Source organism: Vibrio sp. 10N.261.51.C6, from assembly GCF_041471785.1.
GTDB classification, from domain to species: domain Bacteria; phylum Pseudomonadota; class Gammaproteobacteria; order Enterobacterales; family Vibrionaceae; genus Vibrio; species Vibrio crassostreae_C.
The window spans coordinates 74,354-94,828 of sequence record NZ_JBFRPB010000042.1 but is presented as its reverse complement, the minus strand read 5'-3'; the positions used below and the strand labels follow the sequence as shown (position 1 = coordinate 94,828).

Sequence of the window (20,475 nt, the reverse complement as noted above, 5' to 3'; positions counted from 1 at the left end):
AAATTACTATGTTTTATTAGAACCTTTAATTTTATATAAGCAATTGAATTAAATTAAATTAAACAAAAAACAGTTTGAATCCACCTCCGTATTAATAGTGTTGAAATTGATTAATTGAATGCTGCTTGAATAACTCATTTATCAATTCTATATCTGTAATGTTGAGTCTTTCTATATCTCCTAGGATTCTATTGGGCTAGATAGGATGAATAGAAAGACGAAAGGGTGGGGGCTGTATGAAATTTATTTCAAGAGGTTCAGAAGGTAACCGCTATCGAAGCGGTCTAAAATCCAAAATAAAAGGTATCGCTATTATCGAATTTACGATTGTGGTGAGCCTGTTTTTTGCGCTTTTTTTAACGGTTGTTGACCTTGGTATTTATGGGTTCGTTAAACTGACCATGCAACACTCGGCAAGGGAGGGGGCAAGATATGCCATTACAGGTCGTTCTGACTTGGATCCTGACTCATCGAGTGATCGCGAAGCGGCTATCTTGGAAAAAATCTCTCAATCGTCGAGCGGTTTACTCGATAAAGTGATGGATGTTCAGAATATACGTGTTGAAGATGTCTATGGTAATGCAATCACCGGCTTTGGCGGTTCTGGAGACATTATTTCTATTCATCTTGATTGTGAGTGGCCATCTGTAAATCCCTATATGTATGTTTTGCTCGATGATGGAAAATTCAAATTTACCGTCAGCGCAGCGATGAAAAACGAAGCTTTTTAGGGAGGGACTGGATGTTTCCTTTTAAATTGAAAAAAGCCGCTCAGAAAGGTTTTGCAGCAATCGAAATGACGTTGATAGCGCCTTTATTTATGCTACTGATCGTGGCGGCTGTCGACATAACACATCTCATTCAAGCTAACCACGTTATTATCAGTATCAGTCGAGAAGGTGGAAACATTATCTCGCGAAGTAACACTGATACCCCACAAGAAGTCATGGACATCATAGCGACAACATCAGGCACTTTGGATTTAACGCAAGACGGCGTTATTTACATTACTGAGTTGGTCGGTCAAGAAGATGCTTCTCCATACATTAAAAGTCAGTATCGATGGAACCAGCACGGGTTAAGTAAAAACAGTGCTATTTGGGCGAGCTGCAGCAATTGGGCCAATGATGGAGAGTGCTCGGATGTGGATGCTGATGATCCTCCTGTTGTTAACAACTTAGCGGTTGCACTTGATGATGGAGAGATTGTGTACAGCGTTGAAGTCTTTTACGACTACTCGCCTATTTTTAGTCGAGTGTTTGATGATGAATACATTCTGAGCGACACAACATATATGTAAGGGAGGTCGATATGGATAAGGGAACCCCAATCAAATATCGTTACAGTCGTGGGTTAGTGGCTTTGATGTCAATTATTGCGCTGCCTTTTATACTCTTAGTTGTTGGTCTTTCTGTTGATGCTGGTCGAGCTTATATTGTTAAGTCGAAATTATTTGCCGCGGTCGATGCAGCCAGCATTGCGGCTGCAAGGGCGGTCGCTAATGGCGAAGATGCTGGACGGGCAGCTGCTCAAAAATATTTTGCAGCTAATATCCCCGCAGACTTCTATTCAGCCACTCCTAGCTTAGGCGCAGTCAATTTCGCTAATGATTCGTTTGGTAATATCTCTATCGATATCTCAGCAACAGCGCAAGTGCCCACTGTCTTTTTGCCATTGATAGGGCTAGACGCGTTTAACCCTGGTGTATCCGCACAGTCGATCCGCCGCCCTGTAGATTTAGTGTTAGTGATTGATAACACAACATCTTTGAGGTTAGGGAGTATCGGCGACGTGACTCAAGATGTCATCGATAGGTCTAAGTCATTCGTTGAGAATTTTCATGAAGGTTTTGATCGTATCTCGTTGGTGAAATTTGCGTTTGGGGCAGAGGTACCTGTTGGGTTCACATCGACTCGAGGACACAGTCGAAGCACTATCAAATCTGAAATTGATAGCTTTAACTTTGGTAGTACCTCGAACGCACAATATACCAATGCATCGGAAGGGATGTATCGAGCTCTGAATGAACTGAGAACGGTGACTGATCCGGCAAATTTGAAAGTGATCGTGTTCTTTACCGATGGAGCACCAAACACCTTTGCAACCACGTTTGATTTTGAGGACGGGGATTCACATACGGGCGCTATTCGATCAAGCGATGGTTCCAGTGGTACGCCGAGAGGGCTTTGGAGGCATGACTCGATAGCCACCACTTTATCTGGTGGCTATGAGGGAAATGATATTGATGACCATATCAGTGAGATGCCCCAGTACTACACGACTCATGATTCAAGCGCCACCGAGTTCAACATTCTAAATCCGTCTCATGCGTTGCGTCCAGTCGCGCAATATGATCCAGATAGTCATTCAGCGAATGATTTGTATACCCGTGTAAATCGGGTTGCGCGTAATCTCGTCGAAGATATTGCGGAAAAAGCCAGAACGGAAGATATTTATGTATTTACGTTAGGGTTAGGTTCATCTCTAACATCAGCGACAGGACCTGATAGCGAGTTTGGTGAAGACTTATTGCTACGGATGGCGAATTCTAGTGCGCTATTAGATGATCCTGATCTTAGTGCGGATTATGACCCTGCTCAGCTTGAAGGAGTGTATTGTCATGCCATCGATGAAGAGGCGCTAGGTCCTTGTTTTGATGAGATGTTAGACGTAATTATCAGGTTAACCTTGTAATAGTTGTCTGCGGGTCGGTTTACTTGCAATAAGGCTGTCAGTAGAAAAACGGTCAATAGGAAGAAAGGCCAACAGAAAGTGGGTCATATAAAAAGAGGGAGCTCTCAAGCTCCCTCTTAGTGCTAGTTTCAGTTTAGTAGCACTCTTTATTCAGTGTTAGGTGGAAGTCATGGTTATTCTTCCCAAACCACCAATTTATCTTTCGGCCAGTTATGACCAACTTCATGGTATTTCTGCTCAAGGATATGTCGCTTGATTTTGAGAGTCGGGGTTAACACGCCATTCTCAATGCTCCATGGTTCCTTAATCATCAATACACCTTTGATCTTCTCGTGTGAACCGAGCTGCTCGTTCATTTTCTCGATAACGCGCTTTGTCGTTTTCTCATAGCGAGCTCTATCGAAATTAGGGAAGTCATGCGGTACCACAAGTAGGATTGGGCCTGGTAGGCCAAGCCCTATCAAACACATCATTTCTACGCGGCTGTACTCAAACAGTTTGTTTTCGATTGGTACAGGGGCAACAAACTTACCTTTAGCTGTTTTAAAGGTATCTTTCTTACGCCCACGAATTGTTAGGTAACCTTCACTATCGATATCACCGATATCACCGGTATGAAGCCAACCATCCGAGTTAAAAGACTCTTGGGTTGCAATATCATTCTTGTAGTAACCAGAGAATAAGCCTTTGCCTCGAACTAGAATCTCTTCATCTTCAGCTATTTTGAGTTCGATCCCTGGACCTGCATTACCAACCGTACCAATTTTATCGGCTCTGAATGGGTAGTTGAGCGTGCTGTAGGCGAAAGACTCTGTCATGCCCCATGCCTCGGTAATGTGCAGGCCAACACTCTCATACCATGCGAGTAGAGCGGGTGATACAGGTGCAGAACCACAGCCGAGAACACGAGCTTGGTCTAACCCTAAACCATCAGCAAGCTTCTTCTTAATGATGTTGTTGATAAACGGAATCTTCAATAAGAAGTTCAGTTTCTTCTGTGGCAATTTGTCTTGGATTCGCTGCTGGAACAGAGTCCATAAGCGAGGAACTGAAATAAACAGTGTAGGGCGATGCATTTTCACATCATCAATAAAGGTGTCTAAAGATTCTGGGAAAGCCGTAACCACGCCCCCCATTACTGAAGAACCAAAGATGTAAACGCGTTCTGTAATATGAGCAAGCGGTAGGTAAGAAAACAGGCGATCGCCAGGTTGGATCCCAATATGGTCAATCAACCTTTGAACAGACCAAGTAAACGCACCGTACGTGAGCATTGCGCCTTTTGGTAACCCTGATGTACCCGATGTATAAACAAGTGACATAAGCTTATCGTCGTGATGCTGAGGGCGTTTGGTTGATCGTTCATGTGTATCAATGAGCTGTTCGAAAGTGTGTTGGCACTTCGCTGCACTGTCGTATGGTAGTGAAATACTCACTAAGCTCGGATTGTCATCAAGTACTTTTTGAGTGGCTTTAGGATCGTCAAGCTTACCCGCAATCACAATTTTACTTTCACTGTGTTCAATACAGTACTGAATGGTGTCTGCACCCGCTGTAGGAAAGATTGGGACGCTGACAAAATCTCCTAACATCATGGCAAGATCGCAGATGAACCATTCTGCACAGTTTTTCGATACGAGAGCGACTCGATCGCCAGGTTGGGCTCCGAGTCCTTCTAATGCTGACGCCAATTTCAGTGCTTTGTCTGCTACTTCTTTATAAGTAAATTCGACAAATTGGCGATTAATAATCTGTTTCAAATAGACTTCATCTGGGCGTTCTTCTGCCCATTTTAAAATCATGTCATTGGGTGTAGGGAGAGCTGTTGCTTGTTCTTGGCTAAACTCGTTAGGCTGAATCATTGTCTAACTCCATGTTTTTCGCTAAGTTATTTTTGTTAAAATCATGTTAAATGTACCATGGTTTTTTCTTTTAGGGAGTAAAATTAGCGTTTTCTGTTATCTGTGCAGGCACGTCTATAGCTTGCAGGGGTTACGCCCGTCCTTTTCTTAAAAATTCTTGAAAAATACGACACATCCTTGTAGCCACATTGATAAGAAATTACAGCTATTTTTGATTCGGTATCGGCTTCGATTAACTTCTTGGCTAACAGGATTCGTTTATCGCACACAAAGTCTCTAAAGCTTACTCCAAAGTGTAGATGAAACTTCTTAGAAAAGTAGGTTGCTGAGCAGTGACATTTTTCAGCTATGTCTGTTTCTCTTATTTCCTTGTTAATGTTATCCATAACAAAGTTAACAACTTCAGAAGTAAACTGTTTTGTCGGTTCTTGGTTATTGTTATTCATGTCTCGATCGAGGTCGAAATGTGCTTCAAAGATGTGTTGGGTTTTATGCTTTAGTTCTTCGAATGAACTGGTCAGATGATGACTGATTGTTTCAATTACGAAGAATACATTCTTATGATTTCGAACGTTATTAGGTATCTGACCTGTACAAATAATAACAATTCGCTTGTTCAAGTTTTCACAAATAGATAGTGCCATTTTAAGTAGTTGAAGTTCATCCGTTTTATTCAATATAAAAAATACTAACCTTACATCTAAGTGGCTGATTATAGATATGTCCTGTTTATGGTTTTTTATGAGAAAGTAACGACTTATTTTATTGATGATGATTGAATTAAAGTCGCTATCTATATCTGACAGTAAAGGTGTAATTATATTCATAGTTATTAAACCGGTATCATACTTAAATAAGCAGTAAGAGAAGTATTGATGAATGTGTTTATTTAAATAGATTAGAAGTGCGACAAAAAAGTGCAAGTAAATGGCAAGAAAATCCTAACCGAATATATGGTTCGGCTCTAGATTTAGTTTACAGGTAAATAAAACCTGATACGTAAATCAAGGAGAGATTCTTATGAGTAACATATTGAAAAACATTAAAGAATTCATGAATGATGAAGAAGGTCTGACGGTCATAGAATATGTGATCGGTGCTGCTATGCTCGTTTTAGGATTGACAACTATATTTAGTGGAATAGGTAGTGCGTTATCAACGAAACTAAGCGCGATTGTTGGTGCGATTAGTACGACGACAGCACCATAGAAACTATGAATATTAAGAGAATAAAAAAGCAGAAAGGACTAACCATTGTCGAATACATTATCGGTGCGGCTTTGCTTGTTTTTCTCGCTTGGGCAATATTCTCTGGTATAGCTGTATCCTTGTTCAGTAAATTTCAATTAATTGTGTCAGGTATATGAATGAATGATAAGTGAATCTCTAGTTTTTTGGGTGCTATTGGTTGTGGTATCAGTATTTGATGTGAAAGAAAATCGAATACCGAATAAGGTTCTGATTTTATTTGTATTGTTGTACTTTATTATTGCGATTAATAGTGGATTAACTTGGGGTTTACTTGGCACTTCTTTGGTTGGGGCGGCTGTTTTTTTCTCTTCGGGACTTATTTTATATTTCTTGAGAGCAATGTCTGCTGGCGATGTGAAATTTTTGGGGGTGATAGGGCTATATGTTGGATGGGGTAACCTACTTGATATTACTTATTATATTATCATTTCCGCGGGAATAATTGCTGTGTTTTACTTACTTTATAACCGTGCGAACAGCGAGTCTCTAACGGTAAAAGGTTATTTTGAAGAGAAACTAATGTTAGTTAGTGGAATGTCAACCAGCACAAAAACTGTGTCAACGGTTCATTCTAGGTATTCAAATAAGGTGACGATGCCTTTCGCACCTTCAGTTGTTATAGGCTTTGCGATGTATAGCTATTTTACGTAATTTAAATTGAAATTCGATGTGTTGGAGAGAACATATGGATATTAGAGGGATACCGTCCCCGAGTAATTTAAAGCCTCAAATATCAGCTCCTTTGGTTCCGACTTCCATTGAATCGCTTGGTATACCTGAAGTTGTGATTGAAAACTTATTACTTAAACACTTATCCGCTTACCCTAAGTCTGATGTGTTGGAGCTTTCTAACCATTTGTGTGTGGTGACCCATATTGTTGAAAATGGACTTGCGGTACTTAGACAAAAATCATTCATTGAAGTTTTTCAACCAACTTCAGCTTTATCCTTAGACTCCTCTTCACACAGTCACGTTCGTTATTCCTTGTCTGAAAAGGGCATAGAAGAAGCAGATCTCGCTTTTACTCGAGATGCTTATTTAGGCCCCGTTCCCGTTTCACTTAGTCAATACAGTGACGTTGTAAAACAACAAGATTTGAGAGCTGAATTGGTGACCAGACCGCATGTCGAAGCGGCTCTTAGTGATGTTTACGGCGTAGACAAAATGATCTCCGTGCTAGGCCCGGCAATTAATTCGGGCAGAGCTCTGCTTTTGTATGGGCATGCCGGTACTGGCAAAACCTTTGTCGCGAGCCGTATTGTGAATGCCTTGCATACGTCTGTATTTATTCCTTATGCAGTCTACGCTCTTGGAAATATCATCAAGGTTTTCTCAGCACAGCACCATAAACCTTTAGATAGAAACGGGAGTACCAACGCTATCTCGCTCAAAGACCAATATGATAAGCGTTGGCTTAATTGTGAGAGACCGAATATTCAGGTGGGTGGTGAGCTTACCATGGATATGCTTGAAGTTAATCATTCAGAAAATAGTCGAGTCTGGTTGGCCCCAGTACAAATGATGGCAAATAATGGGATTTTTGTCATTGATGATCTTGGTCGTCAGCCCATGCCGGTGGATGCGCTTCTTAACCGTTGGATTGTACCGATGGAGTACTCATTCGACTATTTGTCGCTGCCTAATGGTCAGCAGATAACGATGCCATTTGTATTAACACTTGCCTTTTCTACCAATCTAAACCCCAAGAAAATAAGCGATCCTGCCTTTTTACGTCGTTTAGGTTACAAGATTGAATTCAAGCCACTTAATCAGCGAGATTATGAAGCTTTGTGGATGAGCGTCGTTGCTGATAAAGAGGTCGAGCTTCAAGACGGTTTTTTTGAGCGTTTGTCTCAAATGCACACGTTGCTTAAGGTGCCACTTTTCCCATGTTTACCGAAAGATCTCGTTGGTATAAGCAAAGATATTCTTTCGTTTGAGCAGCTACCACCTGTTATCACATTCGATATTCTTTCCATGGCATGGGAAGTTTATTTTACCTCTGATGGACACGAGGAAGAGAATAATGAATAAGAGTCAAGTTTTCCTACTGTTTTTACTGTCCGTAGTATTCGGCTTAGCGGCTGTATTTTTTGCTAAGCAGTGGATGGATGATCAAGTTCAGCCAACCGTTGAAGTTGAAACGGTCGAGCGTCACCCCGTTGTTGTCGCATCACAAGAAATTGAAGCCGGAACTATTATCGAGGAGCAGTTTTTAACCACCAGATTGATGGAGGTTGATTGGATTAATGAAAATAACTATTCGGATCAATCTGAGCTAATCGGTAAGGTTGTCGCTAATACCATTTATGCCGGAGAGGTGCTTCACAAGTTACGATTTACTGTACCAGGAGAAGGGTCAACGCTTGCAGCTCTTATCCCTGAAAATAAACGTGCGGTAACGATACGTGTTGATGATGTTATTGGTGTGGCGGGTTTCTTATTACCGGGTAACAAGGTTGATATTCTCAATACCGTTTCTTACGGAAAAAATTCTGCAGCGACTCAAACAGTATTAAAAGACATTAAGGTTTTGGCTGTCGACCAAACGGCTAAAACGAAAGAAAACAGTCCGATTATTGTACGAGCGGTAACACTTGAGATGACGCCGAAAGAGGCAGAGAAACTTCTCACGGCTAAAAGCAAAGGCGATATTCAGCTGACTTTGAGAAACCCACATGAAGTTGAGAAAAAAGTGGTTCGTCGATATGTGCCTAGACCAAGTGTCACCATTATCAAAGGTACAGAAACATCTAATGTGCGCGTCAAGGATTGAGGTGAAATATGAGAATATTAATTGCGTGTGTTTTGAGCCTGATTTGTATTTCGACGGCCAGTGTTGCGGCGTTACAAACGGGAAAAACAGTCACGGTTCCACATCATAAATCTGCGCATGTCGTGCTGTCGGGAAAAGCGGCGAAGGTTTCTCTTGGTGATCCTGAAGTTTTAGATATTGTAATTTTAAAATCAAATGAAGTGTTTTTAATTGGTAAAAAATTAGGTGCGACAAACCTAATGGCTTGGGATTCTCGAGGTCGGTTGATTGAGTCTATTAACATTGAGGTTACTCATGATCTTAATAGCCTTAAAGCTAAATTATATGAGTTCCTTCCTGATGAAACTATCGAAGTGCACAGTGCGCAGAACCGTCTATTATTGAGCGGTCAGGTCAGCAACCAACAACAAATGAATGTGGCGATGCGAATCGCAGAAACCTATTCGTCAGGGCAGGCTGCTGACGCATCAAAAGAAAGCGGAAGTGAACAAGCTGCAGCGACAGGTGTTATTAATTTAATGTCGATCGGAGGGGCTCAGCAGGTCATGTTAGAGGTGACGGTTGCTGAGGTTCAAAGAAGCTTGGTAAGAAAGTTTGATGCGAACTTCCATTTCTTCCAAACCAGTGGGTCTGACTTTTCTTGGGGGGCGTCTTCAGTCCCTGCCGGAGTGTTAGGTGCAACCCCAATTTTCAATATTCCTACCTCTACCGATTACGGCATTTTAGGTTCTTTCATTGATAGCAATACATTGTTTACTTTCGCATTGGACGTAGCAAAACAAAATGGTGTGGCAAAAGTCTTGGCTGAACCGAACTTAACCGCGCTAAGCGGTTCAAAGGCTGAGTTTTTAGCGGGGGGAGAATTTCCCATTCCGGTGCCTGACGAAGATGGTATTACCATTGAATATAAAGAATATGGTGTGGGTTTAAAGTTCATCCCAACGGTACTGAGTGACAAAAAAATCAACCTAAACTTAGCGGTTGATGTGAGTGAGATTGCCAATAGTAGCTCGTTAACGATTGATCCTGGTACCACCAATGCGACTTACTTTATCCCTCCAATTACCCGAAGAAGTGCATCGTCGACGCTTGAGTTAGCCGACGGTCAAACCATCGGTATTGCGGGGTTGTTGAGTGAGAATGTTAGGGACATCAGTAACAAGATGCCAGGCTTTGGCGATGTGCCGATTTTAGGTCAGCTTTTCAATAGCCAAGAGTATGTATCTGGTGAAACAGAGCTCGTTATTCTTGTTACTCCTCGACTCGCTAAACCTATTGACCGAACGAAAGTAACGTTACCAACTGATGCCTTTGTTGATCCTAATGATTTGGAATATTACTTGTTAGGCCGAAGCGCTTACATCGCTGAACCGTCTGAATCTGATTCAGAACAATCTCAAGCTTCACAGGATATATCACCGACCGATGGTGGTAGCGAAGGTTCATTTGGTCATGATTTATAAGGAGATAGATATGATTAGAACAATGATGGTCTTTCTCGCACTGGTATTAGTCGGTTGTGCGAATGACGCGCCTTTGGGGCAGTCGGTTGCTAAGTTGAAAATGGAGCAAACACACAACCCAAATGCGACTCAGGAAAACTTGCAGGTTTTACCTGATGGTACCGGGGAGCGCATGCAGGCGGGTTACGACAGCTACGTGGGTAAAGGCGATGAAGATCTTTCAGAGAGCAATAGTCAGGTCTTACAGAGCTTTAATTAGTTTGGAGGTACTTTATGTTGTATCAAGTATCAAGAAAACCTAAAAAACAGGGTGGGTTGGTGGTCATATTTGTAACCATTGCGCTGCTAGTTTTCCTAGCTATATCTGCTTTAGCAGTGGATATCAACCATATGCTAGTGAATAAAACTCGCCTACAGAATGCGGTTGACTCAGCGACTTTAGCTGCAGCGACTATTTTGGATAACAGTAAAGATCAAACCGCGGTATCAGCAGAAGTTACATCAACATTGAATGCTATGGCGGGGGCTTCTGGTAATCATGAATTTGATTTCTCGACTGCTGTGGTTAGCGTTGAATACTCAAATGATCCGAAAGACTTTTCTGGGACTCCAACATTTGGATCTGATGATGATGTATATGTTCGAGTTAATGTCAGCTCATTAGATATGGATGAATTCTTTATTCAGATGTTTGGTTTAGCAAAAAGCGTATCGGCAACAGCGGTTGCAGGACCAAGCTCAGGACTGCAAGTTGTGAATAATATTGTACCCATTGGAGTGTGTACTGGTGACGGGACTTCAGATAACGATATTAACGAAGATGGTTATGATGATGCTACCGGTGAGGCAATTACCAATGTCTTTGGTTATGAGGTAGGTACAGTTCATGCTCTAAAAGTGGGCGATAAAAAACTGTCTCAAATGGGAAATGGTAATTATCACCTACTGGACTTTGGATCTGGAGGTAGCACGGTAAAAGAAGCCTTGGCTGGTTACTATGATTACTCTGTCGCTATTGGCGATAGTGTTACTACCAAGCCTGGGGGAACGGTTGGGCCTACAGCTGATGGTTTAAATACTCGTTTTGGTGATTATGGTGGCGGCTTATCAAGTTCAGATTACCCATCTGATTATGTAACGACTGAGCCCAGTTCTGAAATTAAGATAGACAGTAAAACGGGTGATATTGATTTTGATGGCTCTTATACCTATTCCCAATATGAGGCTGACACCAACGCATGTATAGCAAGTATGGGCTCTGGTTGTGTGTCTGGTGGTACAGCATGGCGACGTATTCTTCCTATTCCTATGGTCGATTGCTCAGGTAAAAGTGGTGGAGTAACCAGTTTTACCGTTCAGAAAATAGGGTGCTTCTTCTTATTACAAAAGGCGCCAACTAACAATTCCGGTACTCCTGCAGTATTTGGTGAATTCATACATTCTTGTAGTGTTGCTGGCGGTTCTGGTGGGGCTGAGTCATCAACTGAAGGTCCTTACAAAATTGTTTTGTATAAAGACCCAGATGGAGGAGGCTCTTAGTTATGGATAACAACTTTAAAAAACAACAGGGCCTCGCTGCAATTGAAATGTTGATTGCGACACCAGTATTACTGTTTTTCTTGGTGTTGGTTCTTGAACTGGGAAACATCCTAATTCACTACAATGTCATCTCAAAATCGGTTCAAAACGGAGCTCGTTATGCTGTAAGTGAGGTGTATGGAACAAAGGGTGGGACATTAGCTCCTACTGCGGAAATTCAAAATATTGTGGTTTACGGTAAGAACACTGTAGGTACGGCGATACTTTCTAGCCTTGCAACTTCTGATGTAGTTGTCACTCCTCCTTCAGCAGACAGTTATGTGAGAGTAACGGTTAATTACGACTATGTTCCTCACTTTTTATCGATTCCATTTTCATCTGAAAGCTTATCTGTTCCCTTGAGTGTGTCGTCTGTTATGAGGGTTTTCTGATGAAACCAATCAAGAAGCACAACGGTTTAGCCATTATCGAGTTTACGATAGTTTCTTGGTTGGTTTTCTTGCTGATTTTTCTGATTTTAGCTTTAGGGGCTTATGTATTCTCACTCCAGATTGTTAACGAAGCGACAAGAAAAGCAGCAAGGTTAGCAACCGTTTGTTACGTGTTGGATCGCGATAACATTGCAGGGATTGTTGCAGAAGACATTCCACTACTGGGGTTTAGCGACAGCAACTTGGAGGTGGCGTATTTGGATGCTGCAGGCGCTGAGATTACTTCTGATCTGGAAGCAAACTTGAATGCGATTAAGTTTGTACGAGCAAGAGCGACAGGTTATGGCATTCAACTGATCAGTAATCTAAGTTTTCTAGGGGCGAATGGATTTCTAGCCGCTCCTGCATTTGAGACGATTTTACCGTCTGAAAGTTTAGGTGTGATAAGAGCAGAAACAAATATCAGGACAAGGTGTCCGGAACAAATACAGGGTGGGTAATATGGGCGAAGCAATTGATATTTTACCGAATGAAGATGACGCGATTCGCCTTAAAACCAACTTGAATGTATGGCTCATCTATAGCAATGAAAATTTTCATACTCATATGAGACAGCAGTTAAAACGTTGTCGAAATGTTCATATCGACTCGTTTTCATTATTAGGAATGACCGAAGAGCACTTAAAAAATATAGATGCACCAGACCTTATCTTTGTCGAAGCGAGTGGTGGTTGGGCTCAGAAAATGGTCGATCTGCAAAGCTATAATCTGCAGTTGGAAGAGCATGATTTATCTTTGGTTGTATTCGGTGATGAGAATGACAATGGATCATTAAAAATAGCGCTAAGACTGGGTGCTTCTGATTTCCTATCTCATGACATTTCTATTTCTGGTCTCTTACCGTTACTCAAGAAAACCGCAGCGGAAAAAATTGAAAACTCTAGCTACGGGGAGGTGTTCCTGTTTATTAACACCAAAGGTGGAATGGGGGCGACAACCTTAGCGCTAAACACGGCCGTTGAAATAGCAAGTTACCATCCGAATGAGGTGCTTTTACTTGATATAGACCTTCAATTTGGAGTTATTCCTGAATATTTGAATATCACCCCCGCCTACAGTATTTCTGATGCTATCGACAGCTCAAATGACCTGGACGAGATGTCTTTGGGAAGCTTAGTGAACAAGCATGCTTCAGGATTACACGTTCTAAGCTTCAAACATGAAAATAATGCGGATGATTATGAACATGCTCAAAAGATTGGGAGATTGTTGCCCGTATTACGTCGCTTCTATCGCTACATTGTTATCGATTTCTCTCGAGGGTTAGATCATATCTTCGCATCGGCTATCTCCCCTGCGACTAAGGTGTTACTCGTTACTCAACAAACCTTAGTGTCGGTCAAAAACAGTAACCGTTTAGTCAGAACTCTGAAATTTGAGTACGGGTTACAACAAGACGCAATCGAGATCATCGTGAATCGTTATGAGAAACGACAAACCATTAAGTTATCAGACATAGAACAAACCGTTGGGAAGCATGATATCCATTTAATGCCTAACGATTTTAAGGTCGCATTGGAGAGTGCCAATTTAGGTCAGCCATTGGTTGAGTCAAAAAAGAAGAGTTCGATTACACGCTCGATCATCGATTTGTCTCATATCCTTTCTCCTCCAGAGCAAGAAGAGAAAAGTTGGCTCAAAAAGATATTTTCATAGGTTGTTTGTTCTAAGCATAGATGAGGGATCGTTATGTTCTTTAAACGAAAAAATATAAATCCGGAGTTTGAAAAAAAAGTAGAACAGTTTTCGCAACAAGAGAGCGAGAATATTGCTGCCTTTCCTCAAGGAGCCGTTAGTGATTCTGTTGTTCTTAAAGGGCTAGATGCCAGCGAAGAACAAGAAAAATCGGTTAATGAAGCAAAAAAAGTCTTAGAACAAGAGTTATCAATTAAGCATTATTTCCATAAGCAACTCTTAGAGACACTCGACCTTGGGCTGCTTTCAAGCCTTGATAAAGAGCGCGCTAAAGTTGACCTTCATGAAGCGATTGTTCAGCTAATGGCAGACGATCAAAGCCATGCTCTGAGTGCGGAAGGTCGGAAAAGAGTGATCAAACAAATCGAAGATGAAGTGTTTGGTTTAGGGCCTTTAGAACCATTGCTGGCCGATAAAACCGTATCCGATATTTTGGTTAACGGGCCTAAGAATGTGTTCGTCGAGCGAGGTGGTAAATTAGAAAAGACCCCTTATACGTTTTTGGATGACCGACACCTTAGAAACATCATTGACCGTATTGTTAGCCAAGTGGGACGTCGAATTGATGAAGCCTCTCCTATGGTGGATGCACGATTGGCCGATGGCTCTCGGGTAAATGCAATTATCCCACCTCTTGCCTTAGATGGCCCATCGGTATCCATACGACGCTTTGCGGTAGACAGCCTAACTATGGACAACTTGCTGGAATATAAGTCAGCCTCTCCGCAAATGGCGAAATTTGTCGAAGCGGCCGTTAAAGGTGAGCTCAATATATTAATTTCAGGCGGTACGGGGTCAGGGAAAACCACGACGCTTAATATCTTTTCTGGTTTCATCCCACGAGATCAACGAATCATCACAATAGAAGATTCCGCAGAGCTTCAACTCCAGCAACCCCATGTTATTCGTCTTGAAACTCGTCCGGCAAACCTTGAAGGAAAAGGTGAGATAAGTCAGCGAGAGCTAGTGAAAAACACGTTACGTATGCGACCTGACCGTATCGTTGTCGGGGAGGTGCGTGGTAGTGAAGCGGTCGATATGTTGGCTGCGATGAATACCGGGCATGACGGTTCCCTTGCAACCATTCACGCCAACACCCCTCGTGATGCACTAAGCCGTGTAGAGAACATGTTTTCGATGGCGGGCTGGAACATTTCTACCAAAAATCTCAGAGCGCAGATTGCTTCTGCTATCCATCTAGTAGTTCAGATGGAAAGGCAAGAAGATGGTAAGCGCCGTATGGTTAGTATCCAAGAGATCAATGGTATGGAAGGAGAGGTCATCACTATGTCTGAGATCTTCCACTTTCAGCGTCAAGGCATCGATGAGCATGGCAATATTTTAGGTTATTACACCGCAACCGGTGTAGTGCCTCAGTCTCATGACCAATTGGTTAAGCGTGGTCTTGATCTGCCTTTTGAGCTCTTTACTGAATCACATAGCTGAGGAACGGATTATGGATAACGTAACTGTCTCGCTGGTCCTATTGTTTGTTGCGGTGTTGTTTATTTCGCAAGCCTTGTTATTGCCAGCAGCCGGGAAAAAAGCCAAACACAAAGAGTTATCTCGCCGTCTAAAAGAGACACAAAGAAATATTGATGAAGAGAGCTTGTCGCTCTTAAAAGAGCACTACAACAAAGAGCTATCACCGCTCGACCGAAAATTAATTGTGATTCCTTTCTTTGCCGACCTAAAACGTATGCTGGAATTAGCGGGTCTCCACCTTACGTTAAGTCGCTTTTTGTTCATCGTATTTTTGTGCGGAACCTTATTGGCTTTAATGACTTTAGTGTTTAATCAAGTGTGGTTCATTTGTGTAGCCGCTTTCGTCTTCGCTTGGGTTGTCGCTTATCTGTTTGTCCAAAATAGAGTGACATACAGGATGGCTCGATTCGAAGAGCAGCTGCCAGAGGCTCTGGATATTATTCGAAGAGCCTTACAAGCGGGGCAGCCATTGGTTCAGTCTTTCAATGAGGTGGGTGAAGAGATGCCTGAGCCGATCGGTGTTGAGTTTAAGAACACCTATAACCTGCTTAATTATGGCTACGACTTGAGGCTCGCGATCATGCAAATGACAGAGCGAGCACCGACCGTTTCGATGTTGGCTTTCTCAAGTGCCGTCATGTTGCAGAAAGAGACAGGGGGGAACCTCTCTGAGAATCTGCAAAAAGTATCTGAGGTATTAAGAGCCCGCTTTAAACTCGAAAGAAAGATCAAAACCCTCTCAGCTGAGAGTCGCCTTTCTGCTTGGATACTGACCCTTTCTCCGTTTGCCCTGTTTTTCGGTCTTAAATTCGTAAACCCTGAATACATTGAGCCTTTGTACAGTGACCCTAGAGGAATATCGATGGTCAGTATTGGAGTGATCTTGTTGGCGATTGGGGCATTGTGGATAAGAAAAATAATAAATATCGAGATATAAATTATGGAATTCTTTGATTTAGAAGTATGGAAACAAGCACTCTCTGAGTTCGGGATCAGCAGTCAAACCTTACTCTACGGGATGATTTTGCTGACCACGATGTTACTTACCCTCACTCTTGGTTTTCTTTTTGTTGGCGCTCGTTCACCGTTGGATAAAAAGTTAAAACAGATTTCTGGAGGTAGCCAAACGGGCAGCCGGAAGTCTTATGATTTTACGAATACCTTGGAGTCGTTAACGCCATTTATTGGGCGAGGGAACAAAAAGGACAACGAAAGCTATTCAGAAAAGCTCATGCACGCTGGATACCATGAAAAAAGTGCGCTTTCAGTCTTTTATTCCATCAAAGTGCTTTCCGCTCTTATCGGGTTTGTCTGTGCGTTCGTGGTGTTTTATCTGGCGATTGGTGACAGTTATAACAACTTATTGATTGTGACTTGTATCTTTGTCGGCACGTTTTTACCCAACTTTGTATTGAGTAAAATGCAAAAAGAGAGACAGAGAAAAATTAGAAATGGGGTACCTGACGCGCTCGACCTTTTGGTGGTTTGTACTGAATCAGGCCTTGGCTTTAATGCGGCGCTGGGACGAGTTGCTAATGAGTTATACATCTCACAGCCCGAACTTGCCGATGAGCTGGATACGGTTTTTGCCAAAATTCAGGCGGGTGTCACGATGCCAGATGCTTTGAGTCAACTTGTCGAACGGACTGGCCTTCATGAATTAGACGGGCTCGTCTCTTTGCTCTCACATGCCTCCAGAATGGGGGGGAGCTTAGCGCAAACGTTACGAGACTATACCGAAGATTTTCGAGATAAGCGCCAACAAGCTGCGGAAGAGATTGCAGCAAAAATACCAACTAAAATGTTGTTTCCTATGTTGTTATTTATTTGGCCGTGTTTTTTTATTGTTGCCCTAGGACCTGGGATGATGATTGTTATGGACGCATTAAGTGCGCCAGGAGTTGGTTTATGATGCTAATGAACAGAATGGTTTTACTTTTGCTGCCGCTATTAGTTTTAGGGTGTGCTTCTTCTGATGAGCCAACCAATCAGTTTGATGCTGAGTTGTATTCGGGGAAGCCCATTGACACCTTAACCAGTGACGATCCTCCGGTTAGTGAAAAAGAAGCGATCATGCGTGGTGATGTGGCGCTGAGAGATAACAATATCGATCTAGCGCTTTATGAGTACATCCGATCTCTGTCTTTCCCTGAGCAAGAGTTTCACGATAAAACGCTGTTTACGATTGGCCGAATTCACTCATCGAGAGGCAACTACGCGCTCGCTGAAAAAGCCTATCTGGCGGCACTAGATTTTAATCCGGCGCATACTGAAGTGTTGGAGCAACTTGGGGTTCTATATACCAAGCAGCGCCGCACCGATGAAGGACGAAGTTATTTTTTTAAAGCGATTAATGCCGATCAAGTTCGCTTGAAAAGCAGTGAAACGACTAAAAATTACCAAGCGTTAAGCCAAAGTGAAGTTGCTGGCTTGAAGGTGGATAGCATGTCGCCAGCACTCGCTTATATGGGAATTGGGGTATTGGAGGATGTTGAAGGTAAGCATCAAATAGCTCAAGAGTATTTTAAAAAGTCGCTCACTATCGATAAAACCTCAGTAAAAGCCTTGTTGAACATGGGCTACTCCCATTACATGTATGGCAACTACAAAGAAGCGTATCAATACACTCGTTCGGCGTTAGAGATTGAGCCTAACAATGAGAAAGCTCAGAATAACCTTGCCCTTATTTACTTAGCTTCCGGCGATGTGAAAAAGGCGATCAACGTTTTTATGCGTCATATGGATGCTCCCGAAGCGTTGAATAATGTCGGGTATTTTTTAATTCTCCAAGGTCGACCTGATGAAGCGATTCCTTATCTTCAACAAGCGATCGATAAAAAGCCGTCTTACTACAAAATTGCTAATGAGAACCTAAATAGAGCGTTGGCAGAGGTAAGGGAAATGAAAGCCAGCACCCCGATATAACGCCCTATCAAGTTAAGTCATTCTAAATAAGATAGCCCCTGATGAGTTTCCTGATCAGGGGCTATTATTTGTAACTCAGTTTAGTATCTAAAGTTGGGTATCTAAGTGCTTAATTATAAATAGTTAAGCATCGCACCAGCGGCGATAAAGGTACCCACTAAACCTACAATCGGCATCTTAATTGTTTTCAATAACCACACACCAACAATGATCAGAGCGAAGTCTATGCCGCTGCTTACTGCGCTTGTGAAGATCGGTTGATATAGCGCTGCCAACAATAAACCGACAACCGCCGCATTCACACCAGTAAGAGCGCCTGCCACCAAAGGTTTGCTTGCAATCGCCTGCCAGTTTTTCAATATACCGAGTAGCAATAAGAAGCCCGGTAAGAACACAGCAATCGTTGCGAGTAGTGCGCCTGTGATCGGTGCCGATGGCATCAATACATAACCTAAGTAAGTCGCAAGTGTAAACATAGGCCCTGGTACTGCCTGTGCTGCTGAATAACCTGTTAGGAAGGCATCTTGAGACAGTTGGTCACCAATACCATTTTGTAGCAACGGAAGTACCACGTGGCCGCCACCGAATACTAAGCTACCTGCTTGGTAGAACAGGCCAAACACTTCAATACCTTGAGAGTAAGCACTGAATAGAGGCAGACCAACCAGCAAAGCAACAAAAATCACCAGAGGCGTTACCGATATTTTTTGCGTTGAAGGTATCGTTTTGAGCTCTTGAGACGTCAAGAACTTACTGCCAACCATTGCTGCAAATAGAAGCACTAAAACTTGAGGCCAGATGCCTGGAATCAGTAGCAGAACAATCGCGGTAATCACACATAAGGCGGTTGCTATCTTTGATTGGCAAAAGTTCTTGTACATACCAAAGGTAGCATCAGCCACAACCACTACCGCTAATAACTTAAGCCCGTGAATGATTGAATTGAAAAGTGGTGCTTCCAATAGCTGGTTGCTGACTAACGCCAATATCAGCATCAGAATCACAGATGGGGAGGTGAAGCCGACAAATGCAGCAATAGCACCTGTTAATCCACCTTTCTTGTAGCCAACCGCAAAGCCAACCTGACTTGAACCTGGGCCCGGTAGAAATTGGCTAAGAGCGACAATCTGCCCGTACTCTTCGTCGGACAACCAATTCAGTTTCTCAACAAAGGTTTTACGGAAGTAGCCAATGTGTGCTGCTGGTCCACCAAAGCTAATCCAGCCAAGCCAGAAAAAGGTTTTAAAAATTGAAAGCATGATCGATTCCAGATAAATGTTTAGCGTAATTTAGGTGGAGTTAGACTATGATTCAAATTAATTGTTTTAATTATAACTATGAATGAAATGGGTTGATTAGCATGGCTGATTTTAATTGGAAAGGGGTCGACCTTAACTTGTTGATTGCACTGCAGGCTTTGTATAAAACGAATAGCGTGAGTAAGGCTGCTGAGCGTTGTTATGTCAGCCAATCAGCGATGAGCCATAGCTTACAAAGGCTACGAAAGTTGTTTGATGACACTTTGTTTGAGCGTGTAGGTAGCAAGATGGAGGCGACCGACCGAGCCATTGAACTATCAAGTACCGTGGACGCGCTACTGAATACCATCCAGTCTGAAGTTCTGTTATCTAAACGTTTTGAGACCGAGAGTTTCAAAGGGAGCTGGAAAATAGGGTTGACGGATTACGCAGAGCAGATGTTTGGCCCAATGATATTCGATTTGATCAAAGAAGCTTCACCAAACTCTCAAGTCGCATTTTTTAATGTTAATCGAGGCAACTATCAGCAAGTATTTGAAGAGGCAAAGCTGGATATCTCGATAGGTAGTTTTGGAGAGGTGCCTAAGCTGTTTGGTATTGATCAACTCTACACCGAGCAGCATGTTTGCTTACTTGATAGCTCAGTGCTTGGTGTTGAACTGCCGATGTCGCTAGAGACATTTGTGTCTGTCGAGCATGCATTAGTTTCCCCCAATGGTTCTCTAAAAACGGGTGTAGATATTAAATTAGCGGAACTCGGTTATACGAGAAAAGTGGCGATTGCATCGAGTAATTTTTTGACGGTAAAACGACTGATAAGTGGCAGGAAGTTGCTGTGTATCGTGCCTAAGTTGGTCGCCCGAACTGACCCTAATGTGGAGAGCTCGCTGATAGCCGTTGCCCCGCCGATAGAGGTTCCTGATTTTGACATTCAACTTGTTTACCGCAAGGGAAAGCAACTCGATGATAAAAGTATCCACCTGAGAAAAACCATTAGTCAGGCTGTTGAAGAAGTAACGGGTCGAAGAGATTAA

20 protein-coding genes and 1 pseudogene are annotated in these 20,475 nt (G+C 42.5%); 18 read left to right on the top strand and 3 right to left on the bottom strand.

The window, feature by feature from the left end:
* Window positions 1-236: 236 nt before the first annotated feature.
* Genes AB4375_RS12200 through AB4375_RS12190 form a run of 3 tightly spaced genes read left to right on the top strand, consistent with a single transcriptional unit; the run spans window position 237 to window position 2,694 of the window.
* On the top strand, window positions 237-731 hold the full coding sequence (locus AB4375_RS12200) for a TadE family protein (protein ID WP_017063294.1): 495 nt from the start codon (window positions 237-239) through the stop codon (window positions 729-731).
* 11 nt (window positions 732-742) lie between these two features.
* A complete protein-coding gene (locus tag AB4375_RS12195) occupies window positions 743-1,300 on the top strand; it encodes a TadE/TadG family type IV pilus assembly protein (RefSeq protein ID WP_017063295.1) in 558 nt (185 codons plus the stop codon).
* 11 nt (window positions 1,301-1,311) lie between these two features.
* On the top strand, window positions 1,312-2,694 hold the full coding sequence (locus AB4375_RS12190) for a VWA domain-containing protein (RefSeq protein ID WP_017068216.1): 1,383 nt from the start codon (window positions 1,312-1,314) through the stop codon (window positions 2,692-2,694).
* A 173-nt stretch (window positions 2,695-2,867) separates the two neighbouring features.
* Here AB4375_RS12190 and AB4375_RS12185 read toward each other — a convergent pair whose 3' ends face one another.
* Both AB4375_RS12185 and AB4375_RS12180 read right to left on the bottom strand, forming a co-directional pair.
* Window positions 2,868-4,556, bottom strand: a complete 1,689-nt coding sequence (locus tag AB4375_RS12185; protein WP_017068215.1) for an AMP-binding protein — start codon at window positions 4,554-4,556, stop codon at window positions 2,868-2,870.
* An 83-nt stretch (window positions 4,557-4,639) separates the two neighbouring features.
* Window positions 4,640-5,383: an AraC family transcriptional regulator gene (locus tag AB4375_RS12180; protein ID WP_017068214.1), complete on the bottom strand. Its 744-nt coding sequence runs from the start codon at window positions 5,381-5,383 to the stop codon at window positions 4,640-4,642.
* Between the two features lie 193 nt (window positions 5,384-5,576).
* On the opposite strand from AB4375_RS12180, the gene AB4375_RS12175 reads away from it, so the two are divergent.
* The 14 genes and pseudogenes from AB4375_RS12175 to AB4375_RS12110 all read left to right on the top strand — a co-directional run bounded on the left by AB4375_RS12175 (window position 5,577) and on the right by AB4375_RS12110 (window position 18,182).
* Window positions 5,577-5,765 (top strand): Flp family type IVb pilin, encoded by a 189-nt coding sequence (locus AB4375_RS12175; RefSeq protein ID WP_017068213.1) that lies wholly within the window; start codon window positions 5,577-5,579, stop codon window positions 5,763-5,765.
* 162 nt (window positions 5,766-5,927) lie between these two features.
* Entirely contained in the window at window positions 5,928-6,458 is a 531-nt protein-coding gene (locus AB4375_RS12170) for a prepilin peptidase (protein WP_017068212.1), read from the top strand.
* A 34-nt stretch (window positions 6,459-6,492) separates the two neighbouring features.
* Complete coding sequence (locus AB4375_RS12165; protein WP_017068211.1) at window positions 6,493-7,842, top strand: ATPase AAA; 1,350 nt, start codon at window positions 6,493-6,495, stop codon at window positions 7,840-7,842.
* A complete protein-coding gene (gene cpaB / locus AB4375_RS12160; protein WP_017068210.1) occupies window positions 7,835-8,584 on the top strand; it encodes a Flp pilus assembly protein CpaB in 750 nt (249 codons plus the stop codon). Before AB4375_RS12165 ends, cpaB begins: the two co-directional genes overlap by 8 nt.
* 8 nt (window positions 8,585-8,592) lie before the next feature.
* On the top strand, window positions 8,593-10,047 hold the full coding sequence (locus AB4375_RS12155; RefSeq protein ID WP_017068209.1) for a type II and III secretion system protein family protein: 1,455 nt from the start codon (window positions 8,593-8,595) through the stop codon (window positions 10,045-10,047).
* Entirely contained in the window at window positions 10,037-10,306 is a 270-nt protein-coding gene (locus tag AB4375_RS12150) for a hypothetical protein (RefSeq protein ID WP_017068208.1), read from the top strand. Before AB4375_RS12155 ends, AB4375_RS12150 begins: the two co-directional genes overlap by 11 nt.
* A gap of 14 nt (window positions 10,307-10,320) precedes the next feature.
* The gene (locus AB4375_RS12145) at window positions 10,321-11,586 is read left to right on the top strand and encodes a pilus assembly protein TadG-related protein (protein WP_017068207.1); all 1,266 of its coding nucleotides are present in this window, start codon (window positions 10,321-10,323) and stop codon (window positions 11,584-11,586) included.
* Window positions 11,587-11,588: 2 nt separating this feature from the next.
* Window positions 11,589-12,017, top strand: a complete 429-nt coding sequence (locus AB4375_RS12140) for a TadE/TadG family type IV pilus assembly protein (RefSeq protein WP_017063307.1) — start codon at window positions 11,589-11,591, stop codon at window positions 12,015-12,017.
* Complete coding sequence (locus AB4375_RS12135; RefSeq protein WP_017068206.1) at window positions 12,017-12,517, top strand: TadE/TadG family type IV pilus assembly protein; 501 nt, start codon at window positions 12,017-12,019, stop codon at window positions 12,515-12,517. Before AB4375_RS12140 ends, AB4375_RS12135 begins: the two co-directional genes overlap by 1 nt.
* A gap of 1 nt (window position 12,518) precedes the next feature.
* Window positions 12,519-13,733: an AAA family ATPase gene (locus tag AB4375_RS12130; protein WP_017068205.1), complete on the top strand. Its 1,215-nt coding sequence runs from the start codon at window positions 12,519-12,521 to the stop codon at window positions 13,731-13,733.
* Window positions 13,734-13,907: 174 nt separating this feature from the next.
* A pseudogene (locus AB4375_RS12125) lies at window positions 13,908-15,218 on the top strand (CpaF family protein); the annotation flags it as partial.
* A gap of 10 nt (window positions 15,219-15,228) precedes the next feature.
* A complete protein-coding gene (locus AB4375_RS12120) occupies window positions 15,229-16,194 on the top strand; it encodes a type II secretion system F family protein (RefSeq protein WP_017068203.1) in 966 nt (321 codons plus the stop codon).
* A 3-nt stretch (window positions 16,195-16,197) separates the two neighbouring features.
* The gene (locus AB4375_RS12115; protein ID WP_017063312.1) at window positions 16,198-17,169 is read left to right on the top strand and encodes a type II secretion system F family protein; all 972 of its coding nucleotides are present in this window, start codon (window positions 16,198-16,200) and stop codon (window positions 17,167-17,169) included.
* A complete protein-coding gene (locus AB4375_RS12110) occupies window positions 17,166-18,182 on the top strand; it encodes a lipopolysaccharide assembly protein LapB (protein WP_017063313.1) in 1,017 nt (338 codons plus the stop codon). The genes AB4375_RS12115 and AB4375_RS12110 overlap by 4 nt, the downstream gene beginning before the upstream one ends.
* A 113-nt stretch (window positions 18,183-18,295) precedes the next feature.
* On the opposite strand, the gene chrA is transcribed toward AB4375_RS12110, so the two are convergent.
* Window positions 18,296-19,441: a chromate efflux transporter gene (chrA, locus tag AB4375_RS12105; RefSeq protein WP_017069523.1), complete on the bottom strand. Its 1,146-nt coding sequence runs from the start codon at window positions 19,439-19,441 to the stop codon at window positions 18,296-18,298.
* A 101-nt stretch (window positions 19,442-19,542) separates the two neighbouring features.
* Here chrA and AB4375_RS12100 point away from each other — a divergent pair, with 101 nt between their 5' ends.
* Window positions 19,543-20,475 (top strand): LysR family transcriptional regulator, encoded by a 933-nt coding sequence (locus AB4375_RS12100; protein ID WP_017069522.1) that lies wholly within the window; start codon window positions 19,543-19,545, stop codon window positions 20,473-20,475.

Coding starts and splice junctions, on each gene's coding strand:
- AB4375_RS12200 (WP_017063294.1), top strand. CDS start 237: ATGAAATTTATTTCAAGAGGTTCAGAAGGTAACCGCTATCGAAGCGGT.
- AB4375_RS12195 (WP_017063295.1), top strand. CDS start 743: ATGTTTCCTTTTAAATTGAAAAAAGCCGCTCAGAAAGGTTTTGCAGCA.
- AB4375_RS12190 (WP_017068216.1), top strand. CDS start 1,312: ATGGATAAGGGAACCCCAATCAAATATCGTTACAGTCGTGGGTTAGTG.
- AB4375_RS12185 (WP_017068215.1), bottom strand. CDS start 4,556: ATGATTCAGCCTAACGAGTTTAGCCAAGAACAAGCAACAGCTCTCCCT.
- AB4375_RS12180 (WP_017068214.1), bottom strand. CDS start 5,383: ATGAATATAATTACACCTTTACTGTCAGATATAGATAGCGACTTTAAT.
- AB4375_RS12175 (WP_017068213.1), top strand. CDS start 5,577: ATGAGTAACATATTGAAAAACATTAAAGAATTCATGAATGATGAAGAA.
- AB4375_RS12170 (WP_017068212.1), top strand. CDS start 5,928: ATGATAAGTGAATCTCTAGTTTTTTGGGTGCTATTGGTTGTGGTATCA.
- AB4375_RS12165 (WP_017068211.1), top strand. CDS start 6,493: ATGGATATTAGAGGGATACCGTCCCCGAGTAATTTAAAGCCTCAAATA.
- cpaB (WP_017068210.1), top strand. CDS start 7,835: ATGAATAAGAGTCAAGTTTTCCTACTGTTTTTACTGTCCGTAGTATTC.
- AB4375_RS12155 (WP_017068209.1), top strand. CDS start 8,593: ATGAGAATATTAATTGCGTGTGTTTTGAGCCTGATTTGTATTTCGACG.
- AB4375_RS12150 (WP_017068208.1), top strand. CDS start 10,037: ATGATTTATAAGGAGATAGATATGATTAGAACAATGATGGTCTTTCTC.
- AB4375_RS12145 (WP_017068207.1), top strand. CDS start 10,321: ATGTTGTATCAAGTATCAAGAAAACCTAAAAAACAGGGTGGGTTGGTG.
- AB4375_RS12140 (WP_017063307.1), top strand. CDS start 11,589: ATGGATAACAACTTTAAAAAACAACAGGGCCTCGCTGCAATTGAAATG.
- AB4375_RS12135 (WP_017068206.1), top strand. CDS start 12,017: ATGAAACCAATCAAGAAGCACAACGGTTTAGCCATTATCGAGTTTACG.
- AB4375_RS12130 (WP_017068205.1), top strand. CDS start 12,519: ATGGGCGAAGCAATTGATATTTTACCGAATGAAGATGACGCGATTCGC.
- AB4375_RS12120 (WP_017068203.1), top strand. CDS start 15,229: ATGGATAACGTAACTGTCTCGCTGGTCCTATTGTTTGTTGCGGTGTTG.
- AB4375_RS12115 (WP_017063312.1), top strand. CDS start 16,198: ATGGAATTCTTTGATTTAGAAGTATGGAAACAAGCACTCTCTGAGTTC.
- AB4375_RS12110 (WP_017063313.1), top strand. CDS start 17,166: ATGATGCTAATGAACAGAATGGTTTTACTTTTGCTGCCGCTATTAGTT.
- chrA (WP_017069523.1), bottom strand. CDS start 19,441: ATGCTTTCAATTTTTAAAACCTTTTTCTGGCTTGGCTGGATTAGCTTT.
- AB4375_RS12100 (WP_017069522.1), top strand. CDS start 19,543: ATGGCTGATTTTAATTGGAAAGGGGTCGACCTTAACTTGTTGATTGCA.